At 65.2% G+C, this 13,514-nt stretch carries 12 protein-coding genes; 6 read left to right on the top strand and 6 right to left on the bottom strand.

What is annotated here, in order from left to right:
• Window positions 1-515: 515 nt before the first annotated feature.
• Window positions 516-1,430, bottom strand: coding sequence for an SDR family NAD(P)-dependent oxidoreductase (locus RMET_RS20210; protein ID WP_024568962.1), 915 nt, complete (start codon window positions 1,428-1,430; stop codon window positions 516-518).
• 136 nt (window positions 1,431-1,566) lie between these two features.
• Between RMET_RS20210 and RMET_RS20205 the strand changes: the two genes are divergently transcribed.
• Entirely contained in the window at window positions 1,567-2,469 is a 903-nt protein-coding gene (locus RMET_RS20205) for a LysR substrate-binding domain-containing protein (protein ID WP_011518416.1), read from the top strand.
• 22 nt (window positions 2,470-2,491) lie between these two features.
• Here the strand turns inward: RMET_RS20205 and RMET_RS20200 are convergent, their stop codons facing one another.
• Window positions 2,492-3,517: a tripartite tricarboxylate transporter substrate-binding protein gene (locus RMET_RS20200; protein ID WP_152560190.1), complete on the bottom strand. Its 1,026-nt coding sequence runs from the start codon at window positions 3,515-3,517 to the stop codon at window positions 2,492-2,494.
• 282 nt (window positions 3,518-3,799) lie between these two features.
• On the opposite strand from RMET_RS20200, the gene RMET_RS20195 reads away from it, so the two are divergent.
• The 3 genes from RMET_RS20195 to RMET_RS20185 are packed head-to-tail and all read left to right on the top strand — an operon-like array spanning window position 3,800 to window position 7,244.
• Complete coding sequence (locus RMET_RS20195; protein ID WP_011518414.1) at window positions 3,800-4,969, top strand: acyl-CoA dehydrogenase family protein; 1,170 nt, start codon at window positions 3,800-3,802, stop codon at window positions 4,967-4,969.
• Between the two features lie 8 nt (window positions 4,970-4,977).
• Window positions 4,978-6,357, top strand: coding sequence for an MmgE/PrpD family protein (locus tag RMET_RS20190; protein ID WP_011518413.1), 1,380 nt, complete (start codon window positions 4,978-4,980; stop codon window positions 6,355-6,357).
• Window positions 6,358-6,383: 26 nt separating this feature from the next.
• Window positions 6,384-7,244 carry an HTD2 family dehydratase gene (locus RMET_RS20185; RefSeq protein WP_011518412.1) on the top strand — a complete coding sequence of 287 codons (861 nt, stop codon included), beginning with the start codon at window positions 6,384-6,386 and terminating at the stop codon, window positions 7,242-7,244.
• A 66-nt stretch (window positions 7,245-7,310) separates the two neighbouring features.
• Here the strand turns inward: RMET_RS20185 and RMET_RS20180 are convergent, their stop codons facing one another.
• The 4 genes from RMET_RS20180 to RMET_RS20165 form a co-directional block, all read right to left on the bottom strand.
• Complete coding sequence (locus tag RMET_RS20180) at window positions 7,311-8,852, bottom strand: acetolactate synthase large subunit (RefSeq protein WP_011518411.1); 1,542 nt, start codon at window positions 8,850-8,852, stop codon at window positions 7,311-7,313.
• Window positions 8,853-8,897: 45 nt separating this feature from the next.
• Window positions 8,898-9,647, bottom strand: coding sequence for a GntR family transcriptional regulator (locus RMET_RS20175; protein ID WP_011518410.1), 750 nt, complete (start codon window positions 9,645-9,647; stop codon window positions 8,898-8,900).
• Window positions 9,648-9,757: 110 nt separating this feature from the next.
• Entirely contained in the window at window positions 9,758-10,636 is an 879-nt protein-coding gene (locus RMET_RS20170) for a VirK/YbjX family protein (protein WP_231138529.1), read from the bottom strand.
• Between the two features lie 447 nt (window positions 10,637-11,083).
• A complete protein-coding gene (locus RMET_RS20165; RefSeq protein ID WP_011518408.1) occupies window positions 11,084-12,037 on the bottom strand; it encodes a LysR family transcriptional regulator in 954 nt (317 codons plus the stop codon).
• Between the two features lie 137 nt (window positions 12,038-12,174).
• On the opposite strand from RMET_RS20165, the gene RMET_RS20160 reads away from it, so the two are divergent.
• Both RMET_RS20160 and RMET_RS20155 read left to right on the top strand, forming a co-directional pair.
• The gene (locus RMET_RS20160) at window positions 12,175-12,909 is read left to right on the top strand and encodes an SDR family NAD(P)-dependent oxidoreductase (RefSeq protein ID WP_011518407.1); all 735 of its coding nucleotides are present in this window, start codon (window positions 12,175-12,177) and stop codon (window positions 12,907-12,909) included.
• 93 nt (window positions 12,910-13,002) lie between these two features.
• Window positions 13,003-13,491 (top strand): RidA family protein, encoded by a 489-nt coding sequence (locus tag RMET_RS20155; RefSeq protein WP_080710335.1) that lies wholly within the window; start codon window positions 13,003-13,005, stop codon window positions 13,489-13,491.
• The last annotated feature ends 23 nt before the right edge of the window (window positions 13,492-13,514 follow it).

Raw genomic sequence — 13,514 nt, 5'->3', positions numbered from 1 at the left:
AACGCGTTCGGTATCGACACAACAACGCCTTCGCGCGCCTTCGTGCAACGCGCCCATCGCGCGCGTCAGACACATCGCGAGCAATGATTGCGCGCACAGCAAGATCATGTCCACGCGGCCAGCAGGGTCACGATCATCGCCACCTCACAACGCGTTGACGACTATCGCTGCGACATACCGTCGCGTCTTTCGTTCAACGTTTTCCGCATTAGCACTTTCGAATGACGAGTGCTAACCGGCGCCGGCAAGAGACGTGTCGACATATCGACGTATCGACGTATCGCGCGTATGCACCTGTTCAGTGTTTTCGCTATCACCAGCAGCAATCGTCACGCACTTCCCAAGTGCGCGCGCCCTGACGCCGGTACTAACGATGAAGGAGTGAGCAGAATGCGTGCCACATCGGGCACGCATGTATGGACGCGTCGCGCTGCAATGCAGCATCAACGGAAAGCGGAAGGCGGGCCGGCCTCGGGTTCAGCCTGAATTCGATCCAGGCCGGCCTCGGGACTCGGTCAGATCGGGTCCCAGTTGATGACGTCGGGCGAGCGGTCGAGCTTGAAGAAGCTGCCACGCATTGCGGGCATGGCGATCTCCGCGACGGTTTCCGGCGTCCAGCCTTCGCCGGTATGGACCGAGCGCACCGGGCGCGACTGGCTCATCAGCATGATCTCGTTGGCACGCACCGCGAAGATCTGGGCATTCACGTCCTTGGCCGCGTCGCTGGCCAGGAACACGGCCACCGGAGCGATCTTGCCGGCTTCCATCTTCTGCAGGCGGGCCACGCGCTCCTTCTCCGCAGGCGTCTCGGCCGGGATCGAGCTGGTCATGCGGCTCCAGGCGAACGGCGCGATGCAATTCGAGCGCACATTGAAACGGGCCATGTCCAGCGCGATCGATTTGGACAGCGCGGCGATGCCCAGCTTGGCCGCGGAGTAGTTAGCCTGACCCAGGTTGCCGATCAGCCCCGACGTCGACGTCATGTTGACGTAGGCGCCGCTCTCCTGATCCTTGAAATAGTTGGCTGCCGCACGGCTGACGAAGAAGGTGCCGTGCAGGTGCACGTCGATCACCGAGCGCCATTCTTCCTCGTTCATCTTGAAAAACATGCGATCGCGCAGGTTGCCGGCGTTGTTGACCACAGCGTCGATGCGACCGAAGGTGTCGAGCGCGCATTGCACGATGGCGTTGCCGCCAGCCCAGGTCGAAACGGAATCGGTATTGGCCACGGCCTGGCCGCCGGCCGCGCGGATTTCCTCGACCACGCGCTGCGCGGGGCCGGCATCGCCGCCTTCGCCGCTCATCGACACGCCCAGGTCATTGACCACCACACGAGCGCCAGCCGCCGCCATGCCCAGGGCAATGCCTCGTCCGATACCGCCACCGGCGCCCGTTACCACCACTACCTTGCCTTCCATCATTCCGCTCATCGTATCCTCCATTGGCTTGCTGTCTGCACGGACAGGGAAGCCTGCCCGTTTTATTGCAGAGCTGGATACGATAAATTGGCGGCCGAAACTTTGGAATTCATGAATCACAAAAGTGGGCTTCGTGCCCGCCGAAGCCATGCACTACGACCTGACCGACCTGCGGCTGTTTCTGAACGTGGGAGAAACAGAGAACATCACACGCGCGGCCGAGCGCAGCTTTCTCTCGCTGCCCGCGGCCAGCGCCCGCATCAAGCAGCTTGAAGAGGCGTTCCAGACCCAGTTGCTGATCCGCCAGGTGAAAGGCGTGCGCCTCACTCCGGCTGGCGACGCCCTGCTGCGCCACGCGCGCGAGGTGTTCCGGGAGCTCGAATGCCTGCATTCGGACCTGCGCCCCTATGCCAAGGGCGTCAAGGGCCGCGTGCGCCTCCTGGCCAACACCACGGCCACCAACTCGTTCCTGGCCCACGCGCTGTCGCGCTTCCTGTCGGAGAACCCGGACGTCGACATCGAGTTGGAGGAACACCTTTCGGCCGACATCGTCTCGGCCATCGGCACGGGGGCGGCGGACCTCGGCATCGTGGCGGGAGAAGTCGCCACCGCCGACCTGGACACAATGCAGCTTTGCAGCGACGAACTGATCGTGATCGCCCCTGTCAACCATCCGCTGCCAGCCTTCAAGACACTGCGGTTCGCCGAACTGCTCGATAGTTGCCGCTTTGTGGGGCTGAATCAGTCATCGGCGATCCAGTCCTTCCTGGACCGCATCGCCAGCGGCATGGGCAAACGGATCAGCCTGCGCATCCAGGTGGGCAGCTTCGACGCGGTGTGCCGCATGGTGGAAGCCGGCGCCGGCATCGCCATCGTGCCGAACAGTTGCGCGCGGCGCTACGCCAGCCGCAAGGTACTGCGTTTCATCCGGCTGGAAGACGACTGGGCGCGACGCGAGTTGCAACTCGTGCGCCGGCCGGGACGGGAACTGCCCCAGTTCGCGGAAACGCTGATTCAGTATCTGGTGGATGCGGCCCGGGAGCCGGTGTAGGTGTTTCCCCCCTCAATCCGCCTTAGTCCGCCTTCACGCCAGCCGCCTTGATAATCGGCGACCACTTGTCGATCTCCGAGGCCAGCCACGTGCGCAGCCCTTCCGGCGTCTGCTTGTCCTCGGGCACGATCACCGCGCCCAGATCCTGCATACGCGCCGCAACGGCCGGGTCCTTCAGCGCCGCGCGCAACGCGCCGTTGAGCTTGTTGATCACGGCAGGCGGCGTGCCCTTGGGCGCGTAGATCCCGTGCCAGACCTTGACTTCGAAGCCCTTCAGGCCGCCTTCGCGCAGCGTCGGCGCGTTCGGTAGCGCGGGAATGCGCTCAGCCGTGGTCACGCCGTACAGCTTGACCTTATCAGCCTTGATATGGGTAAGCGTCTGCGTGGTCTGGTCGCACAGCACATCCACCTGACCACCCAGCAGCGCAGTCATCGCCGGCGCGGTGCCCTGGTATGGGATCGTCTGCACATCCACGCCGATCGCCTTCTGGAACAGCATCCCGCACAACTGCGACACCGCGCCCAGCCCCGCGTTGGCCAGGTTCACCTTGTTCTGGTTCTTCTGGATGTAGGTCACCAGCTCGGGCAGGTTGTTGGGCGGCAGATCGTGGCGTCCCAGCAGCGTCATCGGCACATCCGCCACCTGGCCCACGAAGCTGAAGTCGGTCAGCGGCTTGTACGGCAGCTTCGAGTAGAGCGCCGGCGCGGTGGCCATGCCGTTATGGTGAATCAGGATCGTGTAGCCGTCCGGCGCGGCCTTGGCCACGTACGCAGCGGACACCGTGCCGCCGGCACCCAGACGGTTCTCCACCACCACGCTCTGGCCCAGCGTCTTGGACATCGCCGCCGCCACCGAGCGCGCCACGACGTCCGTCGGGCCACCCGCCGCGAATGGCACGACCATCACGATGGGCTTGGAGGGGTAGGCATCATTCGCTCGGCCCTGGCCGGGAACAGCCACCGCCACGGCTGCTAGCGCGAGTGCCGCCCACGTCATGCCTCGCCACTTGCCGGTACCGATGGCTGGCAACTGCGGGAATGTGGTCATACGCTGTCTCCTGAATGCGCGCGTCATACGCGTCTGGTTTCTGGGATTCGAGTAGCGCGCAGCGTGAATCCACTGACCCGGCGGCACAATTCGGCTTTGCCGAAGGGGGGGCGAGGGCATGAAAAAGTCGCGGGATAACCCGCATCCACGCCAGTCCGCGCCCCCCGTCACACCCCTGGGACATCCCTAAGCCGGAACCGAAGTCGCGCTTCCGCAAATGCGAATGTCACTGCTCCGACCGGTCGGGAATAATGCGCCTACTCGATACTGACGGACATTGCCATGCATGCTGCACAGGACCAAGACCTGATTTACCCGGAAATCCGCGAGGCCGTACGCGACCTCTGCAAGCAATTCGATTCGGCCTATTGGCAACGCATCGAGGAACACAGCGCATTTCCGGAGGAGTTCGTCCAGGCGCTGACCCACGCCGGCTGGCTGTCCGCGCTGATTCCCGAGGCATACGGTGGCTCCGGCCTGCCGCTGACCGCAGCCTCCGTGATCATGGAAGAGATCAACCGCAACGGCGGCAACTCGGGGGCGTGCCACGGTCAGATGTACGTGATGGGCTGCCTGCTGCGCCACGGCTCAGAGGCGCAGAAGCAGCGCTGGCTGCCCGGCATCGCTTCGGGCGAGTTGCGCATGCAGTCGATGGCCGTGACCGAACCGACCACCGGTACCGATACCACCAAGCTCAAGACCACGGCAGTGCGGCGCGGCGACAAGTACGTGATCAACGGCCAGAAGGTCTGGATCTCGCGCGTCCAGCATTCCGACCTGATGCTGCTGCTGGCACGCACCACGCCGCTGGACCAGGTGAAGAAGAAGTCCGAAGGTCTGTCGGTGTTCGTCGTCGACTTGCGCGAAGCGATTGGCAACGGCCTGACGGTCCAGCCGATCCGCAACATGGTCAACCACGAAACCAATGAGCTGTTCTTCGATAACCTCGAAATCCCGGCCGAAAACCTGATTGGCGAGGAAGGCAAGGGACTCAAGTACATCCTCGACGGCCTGAATGCCGAACGTATCCTGATTGCCGCCGAGTGCATCGGCGATGGCTACTGGTTCGTCGAACGCGCCAGCAGCTACGCCCGCGAGCGGATCGTGTTCGATCGCCCGATCGGCCAGAACCAGGGCGTGCAGTTCCCGATCGCGCGTTCGTTCGTCAATGTGGAAGCCGCCAGTCTGATGCGTTACAAGGCCGCCCAGCTGTTCGACGCAGGCAAGCCCTGCGGCAAGGAAGCCAACATGGCGAAGCTGCTGGCCGCCGATGCTTCATGGGAAGCGGCCAACGTCTGCCTGCAGACGCACGGTGGATTCGGCTTTGCCGCCGAGTACGACATCGAACGCAAGTTCCGTGAAACGCGCCTGTACCAGGTGGCGCCGATCTCGACCAACCTGATCCTGTCGTTCGTCGCCGAACACGTTCTCGAACTGCCCCGCTCGTTCTGATACCTGCCATGTCCGACATCGATACCCGCTATCCGACCCGCCAGCTCTGCGAGTTTCTCGCGCGGTTCACGCTCGCCGATGTGCCGTCGCCCGTCGTCGAGCGCACCAAGGATCTGTTCCTCGACTGGATCGCATCAGCCATCGCCGGCAAGGACGCGCCCGCCGTGCGGCGCATCCAGGAGTTCGCCGCCGCGATGGGCCCGGCCACAGGCCAGGCCGAGGTCTTCGTCGACCGCCGTCGCACATCGCCCTATTTCGCTGCGCTGATCAACGGCGCCTCGTCACACGTGGTCGAGCAGGATGACGTCCACAACGGCTCGGTGCTTCACCCCGCCGCAGTCGTGTTCCCGGCCGTTGTTGCCGCCGCGCAGGCGGAAGGCAAAACTGGCGCGGAAGTGCTGCTAGCCTCGATCGCCGGCTACGAAGCAGGCATCCGCATCGGCGAGTTCATGGGCCGCTCGCACTACCGCGTGTTCCACACCACCGGCACCGTCGGCACGCTGGCCGCTGCTGCGGCAGTAGCCAAGCTGTACGGACTCGATGCCGAAGGTATCAACCAGGCACTGGGTTCCGCCGGCACGCAGGCCGCCGGCCTGTGGGAATTCCTGCGCGACGCCGCGGATTCGAAGCAACTGCACACGGCCAAGGCCGCCGCCGATGGCCTGCAGTCTGCCTGGCTGGCACGCGCGGGTTTCACCGGCGCGCGCCAGATCCTGGAAGGCGCGCAGGGCATGGCAGCGGGGATGTCCAGCGACGCCAATCCGGCGGCGCTGACCGATGGCCTCGGCACGCGCTGGGCCACGGCGGAAACCTCGTTCAAGTTCTTCGCGTCGTGCCGCCACACGCATCCGGCCGCGGACGCGCTGAAGGCGCTGATGCTGCGCGAAGGACTGCAAGCCGACCAGATCGCCGCCGTCACGGCGCACGTCCATCAGGGCGCAATCGACGTGCTTGGCCCGGTGGTCAACCCGGCAACGATCCATCAGGCCAAGTTCTCGATGGGCACGGTGCTCGGCCTGGTCGCCGTGCACGCCCATGCGGGCCTGGGCGAGTTCGAGCAGCATTCGTTGAAGGATGCGCAGGTCTCGGCGTTCCGCGACAAAGTTACGATGGAGCTCGACGAGGAGATCAACGCGGCCTATCCGCGCCAGTGGATCGGCCGCGTGACGGTGCGCACCACCGACGGCCGTACGCTCCAGGCGCGTGTCGACGTGCCCAAGGGTGACCCCGACAACACGCTGTCGCGTCCCGAACTCGAGGCAAAGGCCATCCAGCTTGGCGCGTTCCGTCACGGCGCGACCGAAGCCGAGATGCGCGCGATCATCGCGCGCGTCTGGCAGCTCGACCGCGAAGCCAACGTCAACGACTGGCTGCCCGCCGCCCGCTGATTACCACGAGAGCCTGCGAGATCGACATGACCACCCCTACCCTCGAACAACTGCGCGAGTGGATCGGCCGCACCGAATCCCGCACCGAAACGCTCGCCGCGGAACCGGTGCAAGGGCTGGCGGCCACCTTCGACCTGGATGGTGACGCGCTCGTCAGCCAGCCGCTGCCACCGCTGTGGCACTGGCTCTATTTCCTGCCGCGCGCGCCGCAGCACGAAATCGGCGTGGACGGACATCCCGCGCTTGGCGGCTTCCTCCCGCCGGTACCGTTGCCGCGCCGCATGTGGGCCGGTAGCGAAGTGACGTTCAAACGCGGCCTGCGCGTGGGCGAAACCGTGACGAAGACATCGACCATCACCGATGTCCAGCACAAGTCTGGCCGCACCGGCGAACTCTGGTTCGTGACCGTCGATCACGAGCTCAGCGTCAACGGCGAAACCGCGCTGAACGAGCGTCATGACATCGTCTATCGCGCCATGCCCGAGCGCGGCCAGCCGCAACCGCCGCGTCCGCGACTGGCGCACACCGCGCAGTTCGGCCGGTCACTCAAGGCCGATCCGGTGCTGCTGTTCCGCTATTCGGCGCTCACGTTCAACGGCCACCGCATTCACTACGATCTCGACTACGTGCGCGACGTGGAGGGCTACCCGGGCCTGATCGTGCATGGACCGATGCAGGCGATGCTGATGCTTGAACTGCTGCGGCACGAGCGCCCCGACGCGCGCGTGAAGCGCTTCGGCTTCCGCGGGCTTGCGCCGCTGTTCCATCTGGATACGGTCACCGTCGGTGGCATGGACGATGCGGAGACCCCCGGGAAGGTGATTCTGTGGACCGGCGACGATGCCGGCGGCCAGGCAATGGCGGGCTGGGCGGAAGTGGAAGGTTGAAGGAAGGTTCGCTACCCTCTCCCGCCAAGCGGGAGAGGGGCGCCGTCAATCTGCGAGGAATTCCCCTCAGATCACCAGCTCGATCAGGAACGGGCCCTTGCGCTGGTTGGCCATGCGGAACAGGTCGGCGAACGTCTCCATGTTCTCCGCACGCGCAGCTTCCACGCCCATACCGTTGGCCATCTTGACCCAGTCCAGATCCGGGTTGCCGAGGTCGAGCATATCCAGCGCGGTCTTGCCGGGATTGGCACCCACACCCGCCAGCTCGCCCAGCAGGATCGCGTACTTGCGATTGGCCAGCAGCACGATGGTCACATCAAGCTTTTCACGCGCCATGGTCCACAGCGACTGCAGCGTGTACATGCCCGATCCATCGGCCTGCAACGCCACCACGCGGCGGTCCGGTGCCGCGATTGCAGCGCCCGTGGCAAGCGGCAGGCCAGCGCCAATCGCGCCGCCGGTCAGTTGCAGCCAGTCGTGTGGCGCGGCATGGACCGTGCCGGGATAGAACGCGCGGCCGAAGCTCACACTCTCTTCCACCACTACGGCCTGGTCGGGCAACAGCGCGGTCAGCGTCTGCGCCACCGCCTCGGATGTCACCGCACCCTTTGCCGGCTCCGCAGTGATATGGGCCGAGGCCGGCAGCGGAGCATTACGCGCACCCAATTCGTCCGACAGGCGGGCCAATGCCTCGCCCAGATCTTCTTCGGGCCGGGCCAGCACGTGGATGACAGCATCCTCGGGGTACGGACGCGGCGACTTGCCCGGATAGGCGAAGAACGTCACCGGTGCGGGCGCGCCGACCAGGATCACATTGCGGATACCCGCCAGCTTCTGGCGTGCCACGTCACCGGAGTATGGAATACGGTCAACAGCCAGATGGCCACGTCCACGCGTCACGCGCGAATTCGACATCGGCGTGATCAGCCGCGCATCGGTGGCGGCGGCAATCCGGTGCGCATCGGCCAGGGCGCCAGTGCGCAAGGCGTTGCCCGCCAGCACGATCAGCGTGGGCTGGCCGCTGCGCAGCACGCGCGCGGCGTTCTGCACGGCATCGGGCGACACCTTCGGCACGGCCAGCGCCGGCAGCGGCGCGGCCACCTTGCCACCCGCATCCCAGCAAACATCCGATGGCAAGATCAGGCTTGCCACGCCACCCGGCGCGGAAGTCGCGGCCTGCACCGCCGCGGCGGCATCGGCACCAACCGACGCCGCATGGGTAGCGGTACGCGTCCAGACCGAAACGGGGCGCGCCCAACCTTCGGTATCCGCGGTCAGCGGCGCGTCGAGCGGACGATGATAGGTGGCCTGATCACCGATGATGTTGATGATCGGTGTCTGCGCGCGGCGCGCGTTGTGCAGGTTGGCCAGGCCGTTGGCCAGTCCCGGGCCGCAGTGGAGCAGCGTGGCGGCCGGCTTGTCGGCCATGCGCGCGTAGCCATCGGCCGCGCCAGTGACCACGCCTTCGAACAGGCCCAGCACGCATTTCATGCCGGGAATCCGGTCCAGCGCCGCCACGAAATGCATTTCGCTGGTGCCGGGGTTGGCAAAGCAGGTATCGACGCCGCAAGCCAGCAGCGTCTTCACCAGGCTTTCCGCGCCGTTCATCGTGTCTTGAGTCTCCATTGCAGGTTCCGTATTTGGTGGGTGTTGTCAGGAATGGGGGGCGAGCAGATCGAAATCCAGGCAGACATACTCGGTCGGGAACTCGATCCGTGCGTAATAGACGATCACGTCGTCGACGCAGGCAAAACGCCGCAGTTCAGCCACGGGGGCGCCCACGGCCAGTTCGAGCGCGCTGGCGGATTCGGCACCGGCCGGAACGATCGATAGCCGCTGCCGCGCAGCATTGACCTTGAGGCCGGGAAATCGGTCGAGCACCGGCACCGACGCGCCGTGGCGGAAAGCCTCGGGGTCGCGCGCGAAGACATCGGCTGCGATATAGACCTCGCCCACGGCAAACGGTCTTCCATCGGTGCGATGAGCGCGGTGCAGGAAATGGTAGGCATCGGCGCGACGGCCGTCGCAGGGCATGCCCAGGTCATCAGGCAGCGGCACATCGGCGGTGGATTCGACGATGGCCTCCGTGGACAGCTTGTCGCCGACGGCCACGGCCTGGTTCCAGTTGATCGGCAACGCCATTCGCCGGCATTCACGGCCGCCCGCCTTGACGAACGTCCCCCGGCCGCGCGAGCGCTCGACCAGCCCTTCCTCGTCCAGACGGGAAAGGGCGTTGTGCATGGTCATGCGCGCCACGCCGTACTGACGGCAGAGCGCTTCGAGGGAAGGAATCTGTTCACCCGGCCGCCATGCGCCGCTTTCGATCTGTCGTCGAAAGATCGTGGCCAGCTGTAGATAGACGGGTTCGCGGCTGCGAGAGAGGAGATCGTTGGCGTCCGGCATACGAAACGCGCCGGCATTCAGCCGGCGCGCCAAGTCGATATCGGACTCTATTAAAAGTCTAGCTAGCTAGACTACTAGGGTTTACCACTACCACGCTTTTCAATACGCGATCAGGCAGCGACAGCTGCGGCAACAGGAAGTTGGGGATCGTTGCCGGCGGGGACTGCGTCGGCACGCAGCCAGTCCGCCACCGTCGCGCGCACCGCTTCGGCAAATGCCTGCTTGCGGCGCCAGGCCGACCGCTTCTTGGAAGGAATCTCCGCAATATCGCGTTGTGGCTGGCAGATCGGCACATCGACGTTGCCATCCGCAAGCGACGTGCCGTGGTACTCCGCCCAGAAGCCTTCGTAGTCAGCCAGGATTTCACGCGGTGTGTTGCGTTGCCTGCTAACGTGATTGGCGCGGGACACCCCCACCACACGCCGGGCGCCAACGTGTGCGGCGAACGCCAGCAACGCCTCCATCACGACATCCTTGGGCCGCAGGCCTTCGCTGGCCTTGGTGGCAAGGCGAATCCATTCACGGCTCTGCTCGCCCATCGGCCCCTGCAGGCCGCCGACATAGATTTCCGGGCCGTGGTCGCCACGCCTGAGATAGAAGCTCAGCTGCGTCAGGCAAACCCCGGTCTCGATATCGGTCCAGTAGAAAGCCAGTTCGCCTTCCTTGGGATTCGGGCCGGAATCGGCCAGGCGAAGCTCGTAGCGCCCATCCTCGGACATCCACCGGAGTCCGCCGGACAGATAGATTCGATCGCAGACGCAAACGGGCAGTGCGGATTCGGCCAGCACGTAGTGGTCCACCACCAACCTCGCCCGGTCACCAAAGCCCAGACCCAGCGCGCCAAGCGGCCGGAATGGCTTCTCCAGCATCAACGGCCGCGCCACCACCACCCGCTGCAGCAGCGGCGAGGCAGCTGCGGCGCGCAGCCACGACCGCGCCGAACCGGCCCGCACGGCCGACAGCGCAATCAGCTTGGCACGTCGCGTCAACCACTTGCGGCTGCCCGCCGGATAACAGAAAGCGGATATCGACGCTACGGAAGCGAGATATCGCAGGTAGTACGCCGGATAAAGGTCAACAAGCCCCCCCGCACGGGCGTGGACGAGCCCCTGCAAGTACGACACTGGTTCATGCACGACTGACTGCTCCCCTTGTATGGCACACACCGCCCTGGCTCGGGCTTGGCGCGCGCGGATTCAACCCTGGCCCCATGCGATACGCGCGCTGAGGCTTGCGAGCCGGCCCGTCTCATTAAAATGTGATGTGGGGAACGCAGGCCTGGTCTCGTAATATTTCGTAACGCTTTGAAATATTATCGGTTGACGCCGTTACAAGATAGAGACGATTTCCCTAAGAAAGGAGGGTGACAAGGTTCGGCCGACGCTTTTTTCACGGCCACTTGCGCAACAGCCGGCACCCGGCCATTCGCTCATTCGCTAGCCCCGGGCAGGCTTCCCCGCCCCCCGCGCGCTTGCCAGGGCCGCGGCCTGCTCCATCAGAAAATCCACGAACACCCGGACCCTCGACGGCAGCAGGCGCCCGTGCGGGTACATCAGACTGACTGGCCGTGACCGGCCAGCAAATGGCTGCAGGACCTCGACCAGCGTGCCGTCGGCCAAGTCCCGTTCGACGATAAATCGGTAGGTTTGGAACAGACCGGCACCAGACCTGGCCAGGGTGACGCCGGCAAGCACGTCCTCGGCGCACAGATAATGGCTTTCCGTGGCCAGCACCTCCCGTTCACGGCCGCCATCCATAAACAGCCACGCGATCGGCCGGCCACTGCTGGGCAGATCGAACTGAATGCACTCGTGCTGCTGCAAATCCTCCAGGGCCTGCGGCCGTCCGGCCCGCTTCAGATACCCAGGGCTTGCCACCACCACCAGTTCCGCATCCTCCAGATGGCGCGAGACCATCGTCGAATCCGGCTGCGCGCGGAACCGGATCGCCACATCGAAGTTCTCCTCGTGGAAATCGATATTGCGGTTGCCGATCTGGACCTCGAACCTGAGGAGAGGAAACCGCTCGCGCAAGGCGGGCAGCAAGGGCAGCAGCCGGTAGTGCCCGTAGGTCGTCGGCGCGCTGATACGCAGGGTGCCCGAAGGCTGGACCTGCTCGCCCGTGACCTTGCGCTCGGCCTCGATCAACTGGTTGAGCGCGCCACGGCATTGCTCGAAGTAGCTCCTGCCGCCCTCGGTCAGCCGGATGCTGCGCGTGGACCGCACAAAGAGGCGCACGCCCAGGCGCTTCTCCAGCCGTGAGATCGAGCGGCTTACGGCCGCCGGCGTGACCCCGGCGGTGTTGGCAGCGGCGGTGAAGCTACCGGCTTCGGCCGCGAGGCAAAACAGCTCGATGCTGCCGAGCAGGACGTCGTCGAAGTGCCTGTGCATATTTATTACTCCATGTAACAGGACAAGTGTACATAACCCCGTTTTTTGCTTTTTGATGCCGGAATAGAGTGTGTTCAACCGGAGGCGGCACTGCAAACGCTACGCCGGCCCCGTCACCCATCTCTCTGGAGAACATCATGAGCAACACGCATCCCACCGTCATCATCACTGGCGCCACCAGCGGCATCGGCCTGGGTCTGGCCAAGGCCTTTCTGAAGGAGGGGTACAACGTGGTCGGCACCGGCCGCTCGCAGGAACGCCTGCAAGCCACGGCCGCGCAGTTGGACGCCGGCGAACGCTTCGTTGGCGTGGCTGGCGACGTCGCGCTCCCGGACACCGCGCGCGAAGTCTTCGCGCAGGCCATTGCGCGCTTCGGTCATGTCGACGTGCTGGTCAACAACGCCGGCATCTTCTCCGCCAAGCCTTTCGTGCAGTTCACGCCCGAGGAAATCGAGCTACAGATCGCGACAAACCTGAAGGGCACGCTGTATCCCTCCCAGGAAGCCGCGCGGCATATGAGCGAGCGCCGGCAAGGCAAGATCATCAACATCACCGCATCGATCGCGCTGCAGCCGCACGCCGGCGTGCCGGCTCTGCTGGCCGTGGCACTCAAGGGCGGCCTCAATCAGGCCACCCGAGCCCTGGCGCTGGAACTGGCGCCGTTCGGCGTCACCGTGAATGCAGTCGCGCCCGGCGTGACGGACACCCCGATGCACGCAGCGGAAACTCACGACGCCCTGGGTCGCCTGCATCCACTGGGCCGCATTGCCCGCATCGACGAGATCAACGCCGCCGTGCTCTACCTCGCCAAGGCGGACTTCGTATCCGGCACCGTGCTGGCAGTAGACGGCGGCTACAGCGCCGGCCGCTGAATGGTCTTGTGCCGCCGTCGCCGCGCCCCTTGCGAGCCACGGCGGCCCCTGCCCCAACCGTCACCGTCCCGTGATCATCACCGGAGCCACCTCGTGATCCATGCCAACTCGTTCGATACCTTCGTGCTGCAACGGCTCGCGGCGCGCGGCCTGATGCTGCCCGATCCGCCCCGGCCCTTGGGCAACTACACCGCCGTCAGCCAGGCAGGCGACCTGCTCTTTGTTTCCGGACAATTGCCGCTGGCCAACGGCAAGGTCGTCTGGCAGGGGCAGGTCGGCAGGGACCTGACCCTGGAAGAAGGCCAGCGCGCCGCCGTCCTGGCCGCGCTCAACGTACTGGCCCAGATCCGCGCGTACCTGGGTGGCTTCGACCGACTGGATCACATCGTGCGGGTGGAAGGCCATATCGCCAGCGCGGAAGGCTGGCTGCAGCAGCCGGCGGTCATTGATGGCGCCTCCGATCTGCTCGTGGATGTGCTGGGCGCAAGGGCTGGCCATGCGCGGACGATCTCCTCGCATTTCCAGCAGCCCGGCAATGCGGCGGTCATCCTCGTGGTGATCGCCCAGATCGGCGCCCAATGAAAAAGGGCCGGCAAACGCCGGCC

The organism is Cupriavidus metallidurans CH34 (assembly GCF_000196015.1).
GTDB lineage: Bacteria > Pseudomonadota > Gammaproteobacteria > Burkholderiales > Burkholderiaceae > Cupriavidus > Cupriavidus metallidurans.
The sequence above is the reverse complement of the archived record's forward strand: the minus strand, read 5'-3'. Positions and strand labels throughout refer to the sequence as shown.

What these genes read in the sequence shown, in the direction of transcription:
- RMET_RS20190 (WP_011518413.1), top strand. Translation starts at nt 4,978, where the DNA reads ATGTCCGACATCGATACCCGCTATCCGACCCGCCAGCTCTGCGAGTTT.
- RMET_RS20160 (WP_011518407.1), top strand. Translation starts at nt 12,175, where the DNA reads ATGAGCAACACGCATCCCACCGTCATCATCACTGGCGCCACCAGCGGC.
- RMET_RS20210 (WP_024568962.1), bottom strand. Translation starts at nt 1,430, where the DNA reads ATGAGCGGAATGATGGAAGGCAAGGTAGTGGTGGTAACGGGCGCCGGT.
- RMET_RS20205 (WP_011518416.1), top strand. Translation starts at nt 1,567, where the DNA reads ATGCACTACGACCTGACCGACCTGCGGCTGTTTCTGAACGTGGGAGAA.
- RMET_RS20195 (WP_011518414.1), top strand. Translation starts at nt 3,800, where the DNA reads ATGCATGCTGCACAGGACCAAGACCTGATTTACCCGGAAATCCGCGAG.
- RMET_RS20200 (WP_152560190.1), bottom strand. Translation starts at nt 3,517, where the DNA reads ATGACCACATTCCCGCAGTTGCCAGCCATCGGTACCGGCAAGTGGCGA.
- RMET_RS20180 (WP_011518411.1), bottom strand. Translation starts at nt 8,852, where the DNA reads ATGAACGGCGCGGAAAGCCTGGTGAAGACGCTGCTGGCTTGCGGCGTC.
- RMET_RS20165 (WP_011518408.1), bottom strand. Translation starts at nt 12,037, where the DNA reads ATGCACAGGCACTTCGACGACGTCCTGCTCGGCAGCATCGAGCTGTTT.
- RMET_RS20175 (WP_011518410.1), bottom strand. Translation starts at nt 9,647, where the DNA reads ATGCCGGACGCCAACGATCTCCTCTCTCGCAGCCGCGAACCCGTCTAT.
- RMET_RS20185 (WP_011518412.1), top strand. Translation starts at nt 6,384, where the DNA reads ATGACCACCCCTACCCTCGAACAACTGCGCGAGTGGATCGGCCGCACC.